This window comes from Companilactobacillus formosensis (genome assembly GCF_005405305.1).
Lineage (GTDB): Bacteria > Bacillota > Bacilli > Lactobacillales > Lactobacillaceae > Companilactobacillus > Companilactobacillus formosensis.
The window spans coordinates 134,226-150,166 of record NZ_BJDU01000001.1; the positions used below are offsets into that span (position 1 = coordinate 134,226).

The following is a 15,941-nucleotide window of genomic DNA, read 5'->3' on the forward strand; positions in this document are numbered from 1 at the left end:
GAATCCTAAACTAACCTAAGAATCCCATCGAATTCAGCTTTTTTATGTATTTATTTATTCTTCAAATCATCAACGTCAGTCAATGATGCTAAATTATCTTGTTTTGTAACGGCTTTTTTATCAACCGTAACTTTGAACCAGTTAACGAAACCGTGATCGAATTCCGCAACTTCAAAATGAAAGTTATCCATATCAAAGGTGGAACCTTTTTGTAAATTAGGGAATTTTTCAATTAGGTAACCACCAATGGTGATGATATCGGATTTTTGAAATTCGCTAACGTCAGTTTTGAAGTAACGTTCGAAATCATATAAGGTAGTTTTACCAGAAACATTGTATGAACCATCTTCATTTTTAACGATGTATTCATCAGAAACATCATCAATTTCATCCTTAACTGTTCCGAATAATTCCTCGTAGATATCCTTATCAGTGACAATACCACTAGTACCACCATATTCATCAACGACAATAACGATAGGTGTTTGTTTCTTGATCATTTTAGACAAGATATCTTGAATTGGCATAGTTTCAGGAACAGTATTAACAGAACGCAAGATACGACTGATGCCAACGTCACCATCAACTTGATTTTGACGAACGATATCATAGGCGTAAACGTAACCTAAAACTTTATCTTTATCATTATCTGCCACAACAGGAAATCTTGAGAAGCCTTGTTGTAAATAATCTTTGATAACATCTTTGACTTTGTCCGTTATATCGACAACATAAAGACTCGTCCGGTCGACCATAATATCTTTAGCAACTTTATCATTCAATTCGAAAGCACGTTGCATAAAGATAACGTCATCTGGTTCCATATCGCCGCCTTTGATTGAAGACTTAGATAATCTTAGGATCTCAGATTGTGAGAAGACTTCATTTTCGCTATCAGCTGGTTTCATACCCATTAATCTGACGATTCCAGATGCGGACACGTTGAGCAACCAAACGAACGGATAAACGGCAACATGGAAGAAACGTAATGGTGTAACGACTAACATTAACATTTTCATTGGCATATCGATTGAGATATTCTTTGGAACGATTTCTGTTAGAACCACTTCCAAATAAGTTAGTAGTAAAACACCAACGATTGAGCTTATAGCATGTAAACCACTACTACCGCCAGCAGAGATATGAGCAACGCCTAGTACTTCTATTAGTAAGTATTCGATGGTACTTTCACCGATCCAACCTAAGATAATACCAGCGATACTAGTACCAACTTGAGTAGTTGATAAGTATTCGTTTAGGTTATTGACCATCTTTAAAGCACGTTGTAATTTCTTTTTGTTTCCTTCACCCTTTTGAATAGCATCCTCTAGTTGACTGGATCTGGTTTGAACTAAGGCAAACTCAGCAGCCACGAAGAAGAAGGCAAAGATAAAGGTAACAAGTATGATAATAAAATTTGTTGTAATTGCAGAACTTGACAATATATTATTTCCCCTTCTATTTCCTGTAAAACGAATTATACACCAAAGAAAAACCGACAGTGTCGGCAAAGAGTAAATATTTTATCTTTTCATCTTTAGTATATCCAATTTAGTGGTTAAAATATAGCTAGGACAATTTTATTTTGAGTTCGTTATGAATTTTGTAGTTGAACTTAACAATCATTATTTTTATAATGAAGAGAATGAAACAACCTTGGGGGAATCCTTTTGAGTAAAGTAAAAACTAACAACCTATTAACTCCTGCACAAGCCGCAAAAGACTTAGGGATCAGCGTTGCAACGCTACGGAAATATTCTTTGATAGTCGAAAAGACTACCGCCAATAGCAAATACTTTGAGCGTAATAGCCAAAATAATCGTCTCTACACTCAGAAAAATATTGAAGATTTTAAAGAAATGGTCAAGCTAAGTCATGGACCCAAAATGACTTTAGAAACTTCAGCTGCACAAATTTATCCTGCTGCTGATGCCAAAGAATCAACAGACACGAAACAAAATGATGAAATCGTGGAATTGCAAAAAACTGTTGCTAAATTAGAATCAGAAAATAAAAAGCGTGAATTAACTATTAAAGAATTACAACAAGAGTTAAATGATGCTCAAAAATCAAAAGAACAACTCCAAGTTGAGTTGGATACTTTGAAGCAACAAGCTAAAGAAAAAGTTGAAAATAATGACACGCAAAAAGATGAAAATATCAAAGAACGTGTAAATGAAAAGGTTAATGATGATAAGAAAGGCCATTGGTGGAACAAGTTCATGAGCTAATCAACCAATAAACCTTATGATATCAACCTCTTAAGCAATCGGGTCGTACCAAAATGTTGATTTTGGTGCGTCTTTTTTATGTATAATTAGAACTTGTGATAACAACTTAGGAGGATTAATTTTGAAATTAGCAATGATTGGACTCGGTAAGATGGGAATCAATTTAACCGAGAATTTGATTCGTAACGGTAATGAAGTAGTTGCTTTTGATTTAAATGACGGTGCTAGAAACGATGCTTCAACTTTGGGTGCACGTGTTGAAAAAAGCCTTAAGGACGCAGTTTTGGCTTTGGACGCACCACGTATTGTTTGGGTAATGCTACCAGCGGGGAACCCAACTAATACAACAATTGATACCTTGAGCGAAATTTTGGATGAAAACGACATCGTAATTGACGGTGGAAATTCATTTTACAAAGATTCATTGCGACACAATAAAATCCTAACTGATAAAAACATTAAGTTCTTCGATGTTGGTACATCAGGCGGTATGAGCGGTGCAAACCGTGACGGTAATTTCATGATCGGTGGGGATGATGAAAAAACTTTTGAATATATTGAACCTATTTTCAAAGGAATTGCACAAACTGATGGTTATTTATATACTGGAAAAGCCGGCAGTGGTCATTACTTAAAGATGGTTCATAACGGTATTGAATACGGTATGATGCAAGCTATCGCTGAAGGTTTCGATGTTTTGAAACACAGTGAATTTGATTATGATAATGAAGCGGTAGCTAATGTTTGGCAACACGGTTCAGTTGTTCGTGGTTGGTTGATGGAATTGACACAATCAGCTTTTTCAAAAGATCCTGACTTAGACGAAATCAAGGGTGTTATGCATTCTTCTGGTGAAGGTAAGTGGACGGTTGAAGAAGCATTGAGATTACAAGTTCCAACACCTGTAATTGGGGCTTCATTGATGATGCGTTATCGTTCTTTAGAGGATGATACATTCACAGGTAAAGTCGTAGCGGCTTTGCGTAACGAATTTGGTGGACACGTGGTCGAAATAAACAACGAAGGTAATAAAGATAAAAAATAATTAATGAAAAACTTGTCATTGGCAAGTTTTTTCTTTTTATAAGGAACTTTTTGTTGAAAGAGTGCGAAAAAATATTTTTCTCTAATATTAGAAGCATTTATAAAAATCGCTAATTGAGAAAACACGGTAATTTATTGCCGTGATGAATCAATGATTTATGCGATTTTAGATGTTTTTACAAACATACGTTCCCCCTATGTGATATAATTACAATACAAAATCATGGGAAGGGGTTCATATGGTCTTAAAGGGTATTAAATTATGCATCTATCCCGATAGTTACCAGAAGGAACTGATTGAATATAACTTTGGCGCTAATCGTTTTGTTTGGAACAATATGTTAGACATGATGATCAAACGTCATGAAAATAATCCTGATTTGAAATCTTTGAAAGCATTTGATTTGAATTACATTTTAACAACTTTCTAAAAAGAAACATTATTGGGAGAAACGATTAGCTAGAAGACGTACGCAAGCTCTAAAGGATATCCAGTATAAAAAGAAATTTGGATTGATTGATCCAAAACCTTTAGAACAATATTCGAACTATATGAAAGCTAAACTAATGGTAGCTAAGTATAGTGAGAAAATTGCTAATCAAAGAAAAGACTATCTCCATAAAATAACTCGTGAATTAGTTGAGAATAATGATTTGATTGTTATTGAAGATTTGAAAACCAAAAATCTTCTTGGTAACCATAAATTATCACGTGCTATCGCTAATCAATCAAGGAGAGCATTAAGATTAATGCTTGAATACAAATGTGAATGGTATGGTAAGAAATTTCTGGTTGTTAATCCATTCAAAACTAGTCAAATCTGTTCTAATTGTGGTTACGATGACGGTAAACACGAGTTAGATATTAGAGAATGGGATTGTCCTAGTTGTGGTATTCATCATGATCGTGACATTAATGCAAGTAAAAACATATTAAACAATGGCTTGGAACAAGCCTTAGTAAGATAGTTCTAGCCTCTACCGACTGGTTGAAATACTAGTTGGCAAGTATGGAATGTTCCTAGAAGCTCGGTACTTTAGTGCCGATGTAGTTCACTGGTAGTGATTTGCGTTATTATTAAGTATCTCCACTGCACAAATCCATAACGGTGCTTTATTATTATTAGGAGCTGTTTTTTGTGTAGTTTTGCTATGGAGAACAGAATACCAAGGTATAGAAACAACTGAAACTCACGTATAGGAGATTTTTTATGCAAATAAAAGAACCAATTTGGAATGAAAGCTTTCGACCAGGAATCATTTCTTCAACTAAATTATATTTTCAAGATCTCTTTGTTGGTGCTAAGAGAATGAGTCGCAAGGATTTCTGGTGGGGCTATTTAGGCTTTAGTATTGTAGCTTATGTCATTGTGGCATTATTAGCATTTATTCTTACTAAAATGCCGGTGATGGATTATTATTGGAGTTCAATCGTTGGCGTAGCGCTGGCTATAACGATGGGCTACTATTGGATTGCTGTCTTTACCGCTATTATCAGACGTTTACATGATCGAAAAATGCGCGGCTGGTGGGTGTTGTTAGGACTAGTTCCAGTCGTTGGAGCTGTTATTTTAATAGTATTATTGTGCTTACCACAACGGAATTTAGGCAATCGTTTCCCCAAATCAATCTAAAATTTTGTTAAACTAGAGCAGAAATGTTCTAGTTTTTTGTTGGAGGAGAATTATGTGTGGACGCTTTTTGTTTGAACCTGATCAAAATCCTGAAATAAAGCGAATCTATCAATTAGCAAAGAATGCTGGTTATAATCCTAAAACAGGTGAAGTTTTCCCGACTGATGAGACGGCTTTGATCATTGCTGGAAATCGTCAAGTTCAAGTTGTCGGCATGAAGTGGGGCTTTCCTGGTTTTAAGACTGGCCAATCACTGATAAATGCTCGCAGTGAAACGGTACGACAAAAGCCGATGTTTGCAGATTCGTTTTTAAAACGGCGTTGTGTTTATCCAACAACGGGCTTTTTTGAATGGAATAAAGCTAAACAAAAATATAAATTTAATTTCTCTAATGATCCTCAGACACTTTTTATCGCCGGTTGTTACAACTATTTTGACAATATAGCTCAGAGTATCTTGTTTACAACGGCTCCCAATGAATCAATGATACACGTCCATGATCGAATGCCATTGATTCTACAAAAAAATCAAATCAATGCTTGGATTTATAACGATGACTTTGCTAAAAACTTTTTGGATACAGCAATGCCACAATTGTACTCACAAGCAGAAAAATAGGTATTTATAATGAATGACAAGATTCAAAAATTTAACAATAGTCAAAATTTCTTCCAATGTCCCATTTGTGGAGAAGAACTGAAATTAATTGGCAATAGTCTATTTTGTAGCAATGATCATTGTTTCGACATTTCTAAGAAGGGCTTTGTTGACTTTGTTTTAAATAATAAAGTATCTAAAAATTATGACCGTGATTCTTTTGAAAATCGTCATTTGATTTTAGAACATGGCATGTATGATCATATTGCTAATAAATTAGTTGAATTGATTAAAAAATTACATTTAGAAAGCATTTTAGACGTTGGTTGTGGCGAAGGCTATTATGCTAAGAAAATCGCTCAAGCGGGAATTAAGGACGTTTTAGCCTTCGATATTTCTAAAGATTCGATTCAATTAGCAGCTAAGGGTGTTAATACGCCAGTAAAGTGGTTTGTTGGTGATTTGGCCCATTTACCAATTCAAAATAATACGATCAGGGGTATCATTGATGTTTTTTCACCAGCTAATTATGCAGAATTCAATCGCATACTAGATGATGGTTATGTTTTAAAAGTTATCCCCAATCAATTTCACGTTCAAGAGCTACGACAAGTGGCCAAAGACCAATTGCAACAAGCAGAATATTCGAATAAAAAAGTTCTAGACTATTTTGAAGAACATTATGATTTGATTGACCAAATAGACGCTACTGAAACTTATTCAGTGACAGAAGAGGTTAGAACAGCCTTTATTAACATGACGCCTCTGTTATTCAATGTCGATAAATCAAAAATCGATTGGTCGCAAGTTAAAAATATTACAGTTGGTTCAACTATTTTAGTCGGACAACAAAAAAATCGTCGAAATTAGTCGACGATTTTTTATTTAGCATATTTTTGCAAGTCGTTTTTGAAATCACCTTGAACCAATGTAGCAACTTGTTGAACAATTTTTTTAGGATCCTCTTTAAGGTCATTTTGAACCCATTCGTGAATTAAAGCTAATAAGGCTAATGTGTAAAAATGAGCGATGAAATCTTTATGCTTTTGTTCAACAATCATATCCTCAGCCACTTTTTCGACGATATCAATCACGTAACTGTAAATAACTTTAAAGATATATTTTTCCATCAAGTCACGATAATTTGATTGATAGGCATTTTTGACGATAGTTTTGTTGTTTTGCATTATCGTCATAACGGCATAAAAGCCACATTGCCATTTATCATAGCTGGCAGTTTTATCCAGAATTTTTCGAGCATTAGTACAAGCAGCATATTCCACTAGCTCGTAAATATCAGAAAAATGGTTATAAAAGGTTTGTCGAGTTAAGTTGCATTCAGTCACGATATCCTTAACAGTAATTTTATCAACCGGTTTTCTTCTTAAGATATCACGTAATGACAAAGCTAGAGTTTCTTCAGTTGTAGGCATTGTATCCCCCAAATATTCTCAAGTGAATTCAATTATATAATTTTTTAAATAAAAGTACACAGAAAATTTGAGCCTTTTGTTTAGGTTAGTGTAGTATTCCGTCATCCATTCGGCTTTGTGGACACTGGAACGTACTGGGAACAACTTTAAGCCAATTCCAGAACCGGGAACAGTCTTAAATCTAATCAAAATTTTATGAGTACTTAAATTAGGATAATAAAGACAAAACAGAACGTATGTTTTACAATGTTAGTTAACAATTACGAGGTGGAAAAGTATGGCGACTAAAATTGGAATTCGACAATTAGTAGAATTCGTCTTGCGCAGTGGTGATTTAAATGAGACTAAAAATAGTCAAAATACAGCCCTGAATGGTGCACGAATTCATCGTCGTTTGCAAAAAAAACGTATCAAGGATCCAGATTATCAAAGCGAAGTTTATTTAAAGACCGAAGTGACGATGAATGATAATGAATACTTGATATCAGGTCGTGCTGACGGTTTAAAAATAACTGATAAAAATGCGCTGATTGAGGAAATTAAAACTTCAGATCAACCGTTTGAAGAATTAAGCGATAATACCTTGGAATTGTATTGGGGACAGGTCAAAGTCTATGGTTACTTGATTTTAAAGGACCATCCAGAATTTGATCATGTGACTTTAAGATTAACGTATTTTCAGGTTAGTACTGAGAAGATTACGACTGATGAGCAAGTTTATAGTCGTGATGATTTAAATAAATTTTTTGAAGATTTAATTGATGAATATGAATATTGGTTAGTGTTGCGTGCCAATTTACGAAAAGAACGCAATACTTCAATTAAAAAATTACAGTTTCCTTTTCCACAGTTTCGGACGGGTCAACATGAATTAGCGGCAGCAGTTTATAAGACAATTGTGTATGAGACAAGATTATTCGTTGAAGCACCGACGGGTACTGGAAAGACGATTTCAACATTATTTCCAGCTATTAAGGCGATGGGCGAGGAGAAAATTCAACGATTATTTTATTTAACGGCTAAACAAAGTACTAGAAGAGTTGCTGAAGAGGCTATCGATTTGATGGCTAGTAAAGGCTTGAAACTAAAAAGTATTACGTTGACGGCAAAAGATAAGATTCGTTTTCCTGAACAAGATGTTCCACCAGAAAAAGATCCTTATATGATTGGCTACTATGACCGCTTAAAGCCTGCTTTGTCAGACTTGTTGACTAATGAAAACAGTATTACTCGTGAAGTAATTGAAAAATATGCTAAGAAACATCAGGTCGATCCTTTTGAATTTTCACTGGATGCTTCCTTATTTTGTGATGTAATTATTTGTGATTATAATTATTTATTCGATCCATTAGTTTATTTGCAACGTTTCTTTATTGAGAAGGATACTGATAATTTCTTCTTGATTGATGAAGCACATAACTTAGTCAGTCGTTCTCGGTCAATGTATTCAGCTCAAATCAGTGATCAAAAAATTACTGGTTTGCTAAAAGCGGCTAGAAAAATCAATACACAACCAAGTGCTGATTTTCAAAAACAAATAAAAAAGGTTCGGCGAGTATTCAATCAAATGAAGAAGATTTTAAAAGACGATGATTTAACTGAAAAAATCACGTCTGATGTCCCTGATAAACTGTTGAATACTTTGAGTAAATTTAATGACTTTATGACTGATTGGATGGCAGACCAACAACCGTCAGATTTTCTCGATAATGCCAAAGATTACTTTTTCGATAGTTTAACGTTTGTCAAAATTGGAGCGTTATATGACGATACTTACAAGACGAGAATTGTGATTGAAGATAAAAATTTGATTGTCAAACAATTGTGCCTTGACCCTAGTCACTTCTTAGATAAGTCTTTGGATTTAGGCTTAGGAGCGGTGTTTTTCTCAGCCACATTGTCACCAATGGATTATTATCAGAGTGTTTTAGGTGGCAAAGAAAATAGCTTGGCATATCAATTGCCGTCTCCGTTTCCTGCACAAAATCAAGCTATTATGGTCACACGTTATATCCAAACGACTTATCGTCAACGTCCTTTTAGCCAAGATGATATTGTCGAAAGTTTGCATGCTTTGATTAGCGGTAAAAAAGGTAATTACTTATGCTTTTTTCCTTCGTATGGCTATTTAAAGCAGATTAAAGAGCTTTTTGAGGAAAAATACCCAGAGATTTTAACAGTTACGCAAACGAGTGCAATGAATAATCTGGCTCGTGATGAATTCTTGAATAAATTCCATGATAATCCTGATCATACTTTATTGGGATTTTGTGTTCTTGGAGGAATTTTTTCAGAAGGAATTGATTTACGAGGTAATAAATTAATAGGCGTGGCTGTTGTCAGTGTTGGGTTACCTGGACTCAGTGCAGAGAATAACTTAATACGTGATTATTATGATCAAGAAAATGGACGTGGCTTTGAATATGCCTATCAGATGCCAGGAATGAACAACGTCTTGCAAGCTGCAGGAAGATTAATTCGCAGTAGTCACGATAAGGGGATTATTTTGTTGTTGGATCAACGCTTTGCAAGTTTTCGTTATACACAGCTTTTTCCTAATCATTGGCAAAATCGACAAAATTTAAATTCACTAGAACAATTACGGCAAGCTGTGGATAAGTTTTGGAAGGGAGTTTCGAATGAAGACCAAGTTAACTAAGAATTTGGAAAGTACGTTATATCAATATTGCTTAGAACAAGGTTCTTACGTGGTTGAAGAAGTATCGATGCCAGACAAAAAAGGAATTGTCGATACTTTGAGTTATCAACAATTGACTGATGGCCAAATTGAATGGCGTTGTTATGAATTGAAAGTTACGAAAGCAGATTTTCATTCCAAGGCTAAATTGTCTTTTATCGGCAACTATAATTATTTTGTTCTTCCACAAAAATTATTTGAAGAAGTCCAAGATGAGATTCCAACGCATATTGGTGTTTTGATTTATCGGGCTTTTGACAAGAAAGCGATTGAGAATTCACCACAAACTTTACGAGCACCAGGATTTTTAACGGTAGCTAAAAAGGCTCAATATCAAGATTTGCAAGTGGATGAGACTAAATTAACTGGTCACTTTGTTGCTTCTTTATTTAGAGAAGTGGATAAGGCAAAAAAAGTCGAAAAGGGTCTGCAATTGTATTCTGATGATAAATTATTCAAAGAATTAAAAAAACGTTCCAAAGCTGGTTATGATGTCTACACTCCAGATCACAACCTCTATGACCGTTTTGTTGATGATTTGAAAGATGAAGCCATTGATTCGCTTCAAGAGGAATTGGATGCCCGTAATGAGCAATACCAAGCCTTGAAATTGGAGTTACAACAATTGCATCAGCCAAATTTGGAGGATAAATTATGATTTATTATCCTTATTTACGAGGTAGAATGTACGATTTACTGGCATTGAAGGAATTAGTTGAGAAAAAACTTTTGAGCAAAAATATCGTTCCAATAATCGAACCAGTTAGAGATTCCAAAGAGCTGCTGCGGACCGTTCAAACGCTGATAAAATTTCAACAGCCATTTAGCGTTATAGCGAATCCCCAAGTTAGTGTTTATGGCTTGAATGATACAAAATTATTTCCCTTACCAGATTTATCAAAGCTGGACTTCTTTTATCCAAGTGCCATTTTAGCGGCTGACTTTAGTAGTGAATTTGTTCAGACTAAGGGCTCACAAAAGTCTCTGCTGATTGCTAAAGATTATGAATTATTAAAGGCTTATCAGAAGACACGTGTTTTACAAGCTGTGGATAAAGTTTTGATTCCTGATGTTGCTCGTATGCAACAACTCGTTTCTAATAAGTCAGTCAAACTGATCGATCCGTTAACTTTCGTTAAACATGTCGAAGATTATCAATTACTGGAAGATGAATTTTTTGAACCGGCAGATTGGTATTATCAAGTGGACGATTTTACGGGATTTGGCGACTATTCTATGGTTGGACACGTTTATTTTGATAAAGGAATGCCATCACGAGCAATTGCTTTACACGTAATCTATGTGACTAAGACAGGTGAACTGCGAATTCACCATTTTGTCTCTGATAGTAATGAGAAAATGAGTGGTCAAAAAGAAAAATTTTTTGAAGCGTTGACCAAGATGATAGCTTGGTGTCAAAAGAATATCTCAGGTCTAAATCAGACTCCAGCGTTGGAAGAGCTATTGAATTATGCACAGCAAGACAAGTTTCCTGGTTTAGGAGTAGTCAAAAAATTGTCGTTGATGCACCATTTTGAATTGATGAGTAGATTATTAGAATTGAAAAAAAAATAAAGGACATCATTAGAATCGCATGCAATGGCATGTATTCTGATGATGCCCTATTTTTCTACCACAATTTAATTAAAGCTTGTGTTCCATCATTACCGAGACCTTTTTCATCGACTAAGGTTTCGTAAAGTTTCTTGGCTTGTTTAGTAGCAGGCAAGTCCAAATTCATTTTTTCACTTTCATCAAGCGCAATCCGAAGATCTTTTAGGAAATGCTTAGAATAAAAGCCTGGTTTGAAATCTCCTTTGAGAATTCTAGGACCGTAATTTTCTAGACTCCAGTTGTCTCCGCCGCCACCTTCGACAGTTTCAAGAACTGCTTGTAGATCTAATCCGGCAGCCTTGGCGTAAACAAACATTTCTGTTAAGCCAGTCATTGTTCCGGCAATCATGATTTGATTAGCCATCTTGGCGTGTTGACCAGCTCCGTATGAGCCGAAATAGTGGGAAGTTTTACCGATGATCTCAAAAATTGGCTTGAGAGTTTCGAAAGCTTTTTTATTGCCACCGACCATGATAGTTAGTTTGCCATCACGAGCACCAACGTCACCACCTGAAACGGGGGCATCGATTGATTCAACACCGATTTCTTCAGCTTTTTGACCAATTTTTTTTGCTAAAGTAGGTGTACTAGTTGTCATATCAACAATAATCTTGCCAGCGCTTAATCCGGCAAAAATACCATTATCTTTAAAATAAACATCTTCAACATCTTGTGGGAAACCGACCATAGTAAAAATAATGTCGGCATTTTGTGCAACGGTCTTAGGGTCAGAGAACCATTTAGCACCTTCATTAATCAGAGGTTCAGCCTTTGATTTTGTTCTAGTATAAATATCGACATCATAGTTAGCTTTCAAGAGATTATTGATAATGCCACTACCCATAACGCCAGTACCAATGAAACCAATTTTTTGCATATTATTTCCTCCAATCATCAAGTTAATTATATTATACGAAAAATCTTCTAGTTAATGATATGATTGCCCTATTTATTAACCATGTTTGTTTGCTATAATTCAGTTGATATCTCATCAAAAAGTGTTTTTTTCGTTAATTAGGTTAGTGTTAAATTATCGTTACTCCTGACTAGATAACGTCTTCTATTATTTATTCCAAATAATTAATAAATTAAAAAATAAAATCGCTATGGAGGACGGCATGCTACACTGACTGAATTTTAGAACTAACTAAAGAATAGATAGGAGGGGTATTTCGTGAAATTTATTAAGGACTACTATAAAAGTATTTTGGCAGCTTTGTTTTATGGAATAACCTCGGCTCTGGGTATTCAATTACTCTTGCAGCCGGCAAAGCTTTATACCAGTGGTGTTACTGGTGCATCACAGTTAATTGTGAACTTGTTGAATGAGTTTGCACATATGAGTACGCCCGTTTATCTATGGTATGTCTTGTTGAACTTACCATTGATTGTTTTGGCTTGGTTGAAGTTAGGAAAGAAATTTACGATACTTTCGATTATTTCAGTTGCTTCAGCTTCGATATTTATTTTATTCATACCGTTATACCCAATTACTAAAGATCCGCTACTTTCAGCCGTCTTTGGGGGAATCCTATCAGGAGCCGGAATTGGTCTCTGTTTCCGTTATGGCTTTTCAACTGGTGGTACAGATATCATCGCTTTGATTGTGCAGAGAAGTACCGGAAGTTCAGTTGGTCAGGTCAGCTTTGCCATTAATGCTGTTATTATAACGATTGCAGGCTTTGCTTTCGGTTGGGAACTAGCTTTGTATACGATTATTTCTATCTACATTACTAATATGGTGATAGATAAAATGTATATTCAACAACAGAAAATTACTGTTACAGTGTATAGCCATCGAGTTGATGATATCTCAAAAGAATTACTCAAATCGCTTAATCGTGGTTTAACACTTGATTACCATTTGCGTGGTGCATATTCTGGTGAAGAAATTGGTTCAATTACGATGGTTTTGACTAAGTACCAATTGTTCTTTGCTAAAAAAATCATTTTAAAGGAAGATCCACAAGCATTTATCAATATCCAACCAACAATGTCCATTGCGGGTAAATTTAACGATAATTAATTAAAAAACTCTATAAAAATATTTATTAATTGGGTCTGGAAATCGTTTACAATATAGATTAGTGTGAAGTATGAAGGAGATTTTAATATGAAAACTGTTATTTATACTCATCCATACGCAGGGAGTTTTAATCATGAAATCTTGAATCGATTGACTAATTCATTTTCAAAAAATGATGAAGAATTTGAAATAATTGATCCTTACGGTGATCATTTTGATCCAGTACTCTCGGAAGAAGATTTAAAGGTTTATAGCCAAGGTAAGACTAGTGATGAATTAGTCAAAAGATACCAGCGCAAAATAGCGGCGTCGGATGAATTAGTATTTATCTTTCCAATCTGGTGGCATAACTTACCAGCCATGTTAAAGGGCTTTTTAGATAAGACAATGTTGAATGGCTTTGCATATAACGAAGACAACGGCTGGAAAGGCTTGTTGACTAATATTAAAAAAACTACCGTTATAACGACGTCAACGGTAACTAAAGAGTACTTAGAAAATAATTGTGGCAATCCAATTCAAGATGTTTTTATTGCACGAACATTGAATGATTTAGGAATTGATCCAAAAACTGTCAATTGGATTCACTTTGGTCAAGTTAATACCACTACTGATCAAAATCGGGAAAAATTCTTAGATGATTTGCCTGATTTATATGCTAATAAGTAAAAATAACGCCGATTAGACTTTTTTAGTTTAATCGGCGTTATAATATCTTTTAATAATATTGTAATTATGAGGGCGTTTTAATGCATAGAAAGAGAAGGAATAATTTAGGCTGGCTACAGTTAGTTTTCATGATATTAGCAGCCTTTGTGATTGGTTTTTGCTTAAATTGGGCACAAACCGGCGATTTGATTTTTACTAAACAAATAGTTTTTGGCACAAATTGGAATACTTATTTGCTTACCACAGCAATAATTTTCATTATTTATTTAGGTTTATACGGTTTATTTAATCGTTTCTTTTATTCTTCTGCGGTATTTTTTGTTTTCTTTTTAATTTATGCGGTTGCTGACAGGATGAAAGTAATTTACCGTTCTGAGCCAATTTTACCGAGTGATTTGTTGTTGTTAAAGAATACAAAGTCATTATTATCAATGCTAACTCCTAAGCTTATTGGAGTCGTAGTAGTGGCATTGATTATCGTTATAACGGTCTTTGTTTTCCTAGAATTGCGTGTCGGTAAAAAAATGTTACGTTTCAGACCAATTACAAGATTGATTTTTGTTGGATTAGCAGTCTTTAGTATCGGTATTTTTTATACTGCCAATGACAATAGTTCATTAACGTATCGTTTGCTAGCAGCCTCTGGATATACTAATTTGGATTCTAATATTAATAAATCGGCCAATACTAACGGTCCCATGCTGACATTTCTTGGTAATATGTACGTCAATATCATGGAAAAACCACAAGACTACAGTCAGCAGACAATGGCAAAAATAGTTAAGAAGTATCAAAAACAGGCCGATGAAATAAATAAAAATCGTGATAATGATGATCTTTCTGATCAAACCTTAATTTTTGTTCTTAGTGAGAGTTTTTCAGATCCAACTAGGGTCCCTAATCTCAAAATGAACCAAGATCCAATGCCTAATATACGTAATATCGAAAATTCAACGACTTCAGGATTGATGATGAGTTCTGGCTATGGTGGGGGAACTGCCAATATGGAGTACATGACTTTAACTGGGTTAGCTTTGAATCAATTCTCTAATTCATTGCAATCTCCATATACGCAAGTAGTTAATAAACAAGAAAATCCTATCAATATCGCCAACAGTTTTGAAACTGCCAGTGCTATTCATCCTTATCACGGTAATTTTTATAATCGTAATACTGTGTATAAGAGTTTTGGTTTCCAAAGTTTCCGTAATATTGATACAACAGGTGATTCAGCCTTGAAATATACGACAACTTTACCAGGAATGGAATATATCAGTGATGAGTCTGCTTATGATAATGCTCTATGGCAAGTCAATCATATTAATGGTGGCCAGTTTATTAACTTAGTAACGATGCAAAATCACATGCCTTATACGAATAATTATACTGACAATCAATTTACTAATACGGGGTCGGCCATTTCTGATAAAAATCGTGATCAGGTAAATAATTATGCTAAAGGGTTGAGCTACACAGACAGCGCTACGAAAGAATTCTTGGATAGAATAGATAAAATTGATAAACCAATCACAATCGTATGGTATGGCGATCATTTACCAGGAATTTACGATGGGAACGATATGTACAAAAATAATGTGGCTCAACATCAAACAGATTACTTTATCTACAGTAATAAATATGCTCGTGATCACAATCAAGGCACGACCAAAATAGATAATGCTACTAAAGTTACGGATCCCAATGGTTTTATTCCTTTAGCCTTGGAACAAATGAATCAAAAAGTAACGCCTTACTATGCTCTATTAACTGAAGTGCAAAAGAAGTTGCCTGCAATGGCCAGAAATATTGATGAATCTAGTAGCAATTTATACGTTAATGAAGACAGTAAACAAGTGAAGGAATCGGATTTAACGCATGAACAAAAAGAATTACTTCAAGATTATCGTTTAGTTCAGTATGATCTCACTGCTGGTAAAGGTTATACGCAAAAAACTATCAATAAATAGGGACGAATTGAGAAATCGATTCGTTTT

General features: G+C 34.7%; 15 protein-coding genes and 1 pseudogene. 13 read left to right on the forward strand and 3 right to left on the reverse strand.

The window, feature by feature from the left end:
- Window positions 1–50: 50 nt before the first annotated feature.
- Window positions 51–1,442 carry a hemolysin family protein gene (locus FFM65_RS00635; protein WP_119317180.1) on the reverse strand — a complete coding sequence of 464 codons (1,392 nt, stop codon included), beginning with the start codon at window positions 1,440–1,442 and terminating at the stop codon, window positions 51–53.
- A 228-nt stretch (window positions 1,443–1,670) separates the two neighbouring features.
- Here FFM65_RS00635 and FFM65_RS00640 point away from each other — a divergent pair, with 228 nt between their 5' ends.
- From FFM65_RS00640 to FFM65_RS00670, 7 genes and pseudogenes are all read left to right on the forward strand, one after another.
- Window positions 1,671–2,231, forward strand: coding sequence for a hypothetical protein (locus tag FFM65_RS00640; RefSeq protein ID WP_119317181.1), 561 nt, complete (start codon window positions 1,671–1,673; stop codon window positions 2,229–2,231).
- Between the two features lie 121 nt (window positions 2,232–2,352).
- A complete protein-coding gene (gene gnd / locus FFM65_RS00645) occupies window positions 2,353–3,276 on the forward strand; it encodes a phosphogluconate dehydrogenase (NAD(+)-dependent, decarboxylating) (protein ID WP_119317182.1) in 924 nt (307 codons plus the stop codon).
- 238 nt (window positions 3,277–3,514) lie between these two features.
- Window positions 3,515–3,706 carry a helix-turn-helix domain-containing protein gene (locus FFM65_RS12425; RefSeq protein WP_371851262.1) on the forward strand — a complete coding sequence of 64 codons (192 nt, stop codon included), beginning with the start codon at window positions 3,515–3,517 and terminating at the stop codon, window positions 3,704–3,706.
- A 10-nt stretch (window positions 3,707–3,716) separates the two neighbouring features.
- Window positions 3,717–4,244: pseudogene (locus FFM65_RS00650) on the forward strand (RNA-guided endonuclease InsQ/TnpB family protein); the annotation flags it as partial.
- 242 nt (window positions 4,245–4,486) lie between these two features.
- Window positions 4,487–4,909, forward strand: a complete 423-nt coding sequence (locus tag FFM65_RS00660) for a DUF805 domain-containing protein (protein WP_119317183.1) — start codon at window positions 4,487–4,489, stop codon at window positions 4,907–4,909.
- Window positions 4,910–4,961: 52 nt separating this feature from the next.
- The gene (locus FFM65_RS00665) at window positions 4,962–5,528 is read left to right on the forward strand and encodes an SOS response-associated peptidase (RefSeq protein ID WP_119317184.1); all 567 of its coding nucleotides are present in this window, start codon (window positions 4,962–4,964) and stop codon (window positions 5,526–5,528) included.
- Window positions 5,529–5,537: 9 nt separating this feature from the next.
- Complete coding sequence (locus tag FFM65_RS00670; protein ID WP_119317185.1) at window positions 5,538–6,377, forward strand: methyltransferase domain-containing protein; 840 nt, start codon at window positions 5,538–5,540, stop codon at window positions 6,375–6,377.
- Between the two features lie 11 nt (window positions 6,378–6,388).
- Here FFM65_RS00670 and FFM65_RS00675 read toward each other — a convergent pair whose 3' ends face one another.
- Window positions 6,389–6,940, reverse strand: a complete 552-nt coding sequence (locus FFM65_RS00675; protein WP_119317186.1) for a TetR/AcrR family transcriptional regulator — start codon at window positions 6,938–6,940, stop codon at window positions 6,389–6,391.
- A 277-nt stretch (window positions 6,941–7,217) separates the two neighbouring features.
- Here FFM65_RS00675 and FFM65_RS00680 point away from each other — a divergent pair, with 277 nt between their 5' ends.
- The 3 genes from FFM65_RS00680 to FFM65_RS00690 are packed head-to-tail and all read left to right on the forward strand — an operon-like array spanning window position 7,218 to window position 11,213.
- Entirely contained in the window at window positions 7,218–9,599 is a 2,382-nt protein-coding gene (locus FFM65_RS00680; RefSeq protein WP_119317187.1) for an ATP-dependent DNA helicase, read from the forward strand.
- Window positions 9,580–10,296 carry a hypothetical protein gene (locus FFM65_RS00685; protein WP_119317188.1) on the forward strand — a complete coding sequence of 239 codons (717 nt, stop codon included), beginning with the start codon at window positions 9,580–9,582 and terminating at the stop codon, window positions 10,294–10,296. The genes FFM65_RS00680 and FFM65_RS00685 overlap by 20 nt, the downstream gene beginning before the upstream one ends.
- Window positions 10,293–11,213: a sce7725 family protein gene (locus FFM65_RS00690; protein WP_119317189.1), complete on the forward strand. Its 921-nt coding sequence runs from the start codon at window positions 10,293–10,295 to the stop codon at window positions 11,211–11,213. Before FFM65_RS00685 ends, FFM65_RS00690 begins: the two co-directional genes overlap by 4 nt.
- Before the next feature lie 55 nt (window positions 11,214–11,268).
- Here the strand turns inward: FFM65_RS00690 and FFM65_RS00695 are convergent, their stop codons facing one another.
- The gene (locus tag FFM65_RS00695; protein ID WP_119317190.1) at window positions 11,269–12,129 is read right to left on the reverse strand and encodes an NAD(P)-dependent oxidoreductase; all 861 of its coding nucleotides are present in this window, start codon (window positions 12,127–12,129) and stop codon (window positions 11,269–11,271) included.
- A 297-nt stretch (window positions 12,130–12,426) separates the two neighbouring features.
- On the opposite strand from FFM65_RS00695, the gene FFM65_RS00700 reads away from it, so the two are divergent.
- The 3 genes from FFM65_RS00700 to FFM65_RS00710 all read left to right on the forward strand — a co-directional run bounded on the left by FFM65_RS00700 (window position 12,427) and on the right by FFM65_RS00710 (window position 15,914).
- Complete coding sequence (locus FFM65_RS00700) at window positions 12,427–13,278, forward strand: YitT family protein (RefSeq protein WP_119317191.1); 852 nt, start codon at window positions 12,427–12,429, stop codon at window positions 13,276–13,278.
- A gap of 87 nt (window positions 13,279–13,365) precedes the next feature.
- Complete coding sequence (locus FFM65_RS00705) at window positions 13,366–13,947, forward strand: NAD(P)H-dependent oxidoreductase (RefSeq protein ID WP_119317192.1); 582 nt, start codon at window positions 13,366–13,368, stop codon at window positions 13,945–13,947.
- An 80-nt stretch (window positions 13,948–14,027) separates the two neighbouring features.
- Entirely contained in the window at window positions 14,028–15,914 is a 1,887-nt protein-coding gene (locus FFM65_RS00710; RefSeq protein ID WP_119317193.1) for an LTA synthase family protein, read from the forward strand.
- The last annotated feature ends 27 nt before the right edge of the window (window positions 15,915–15,941 follow it).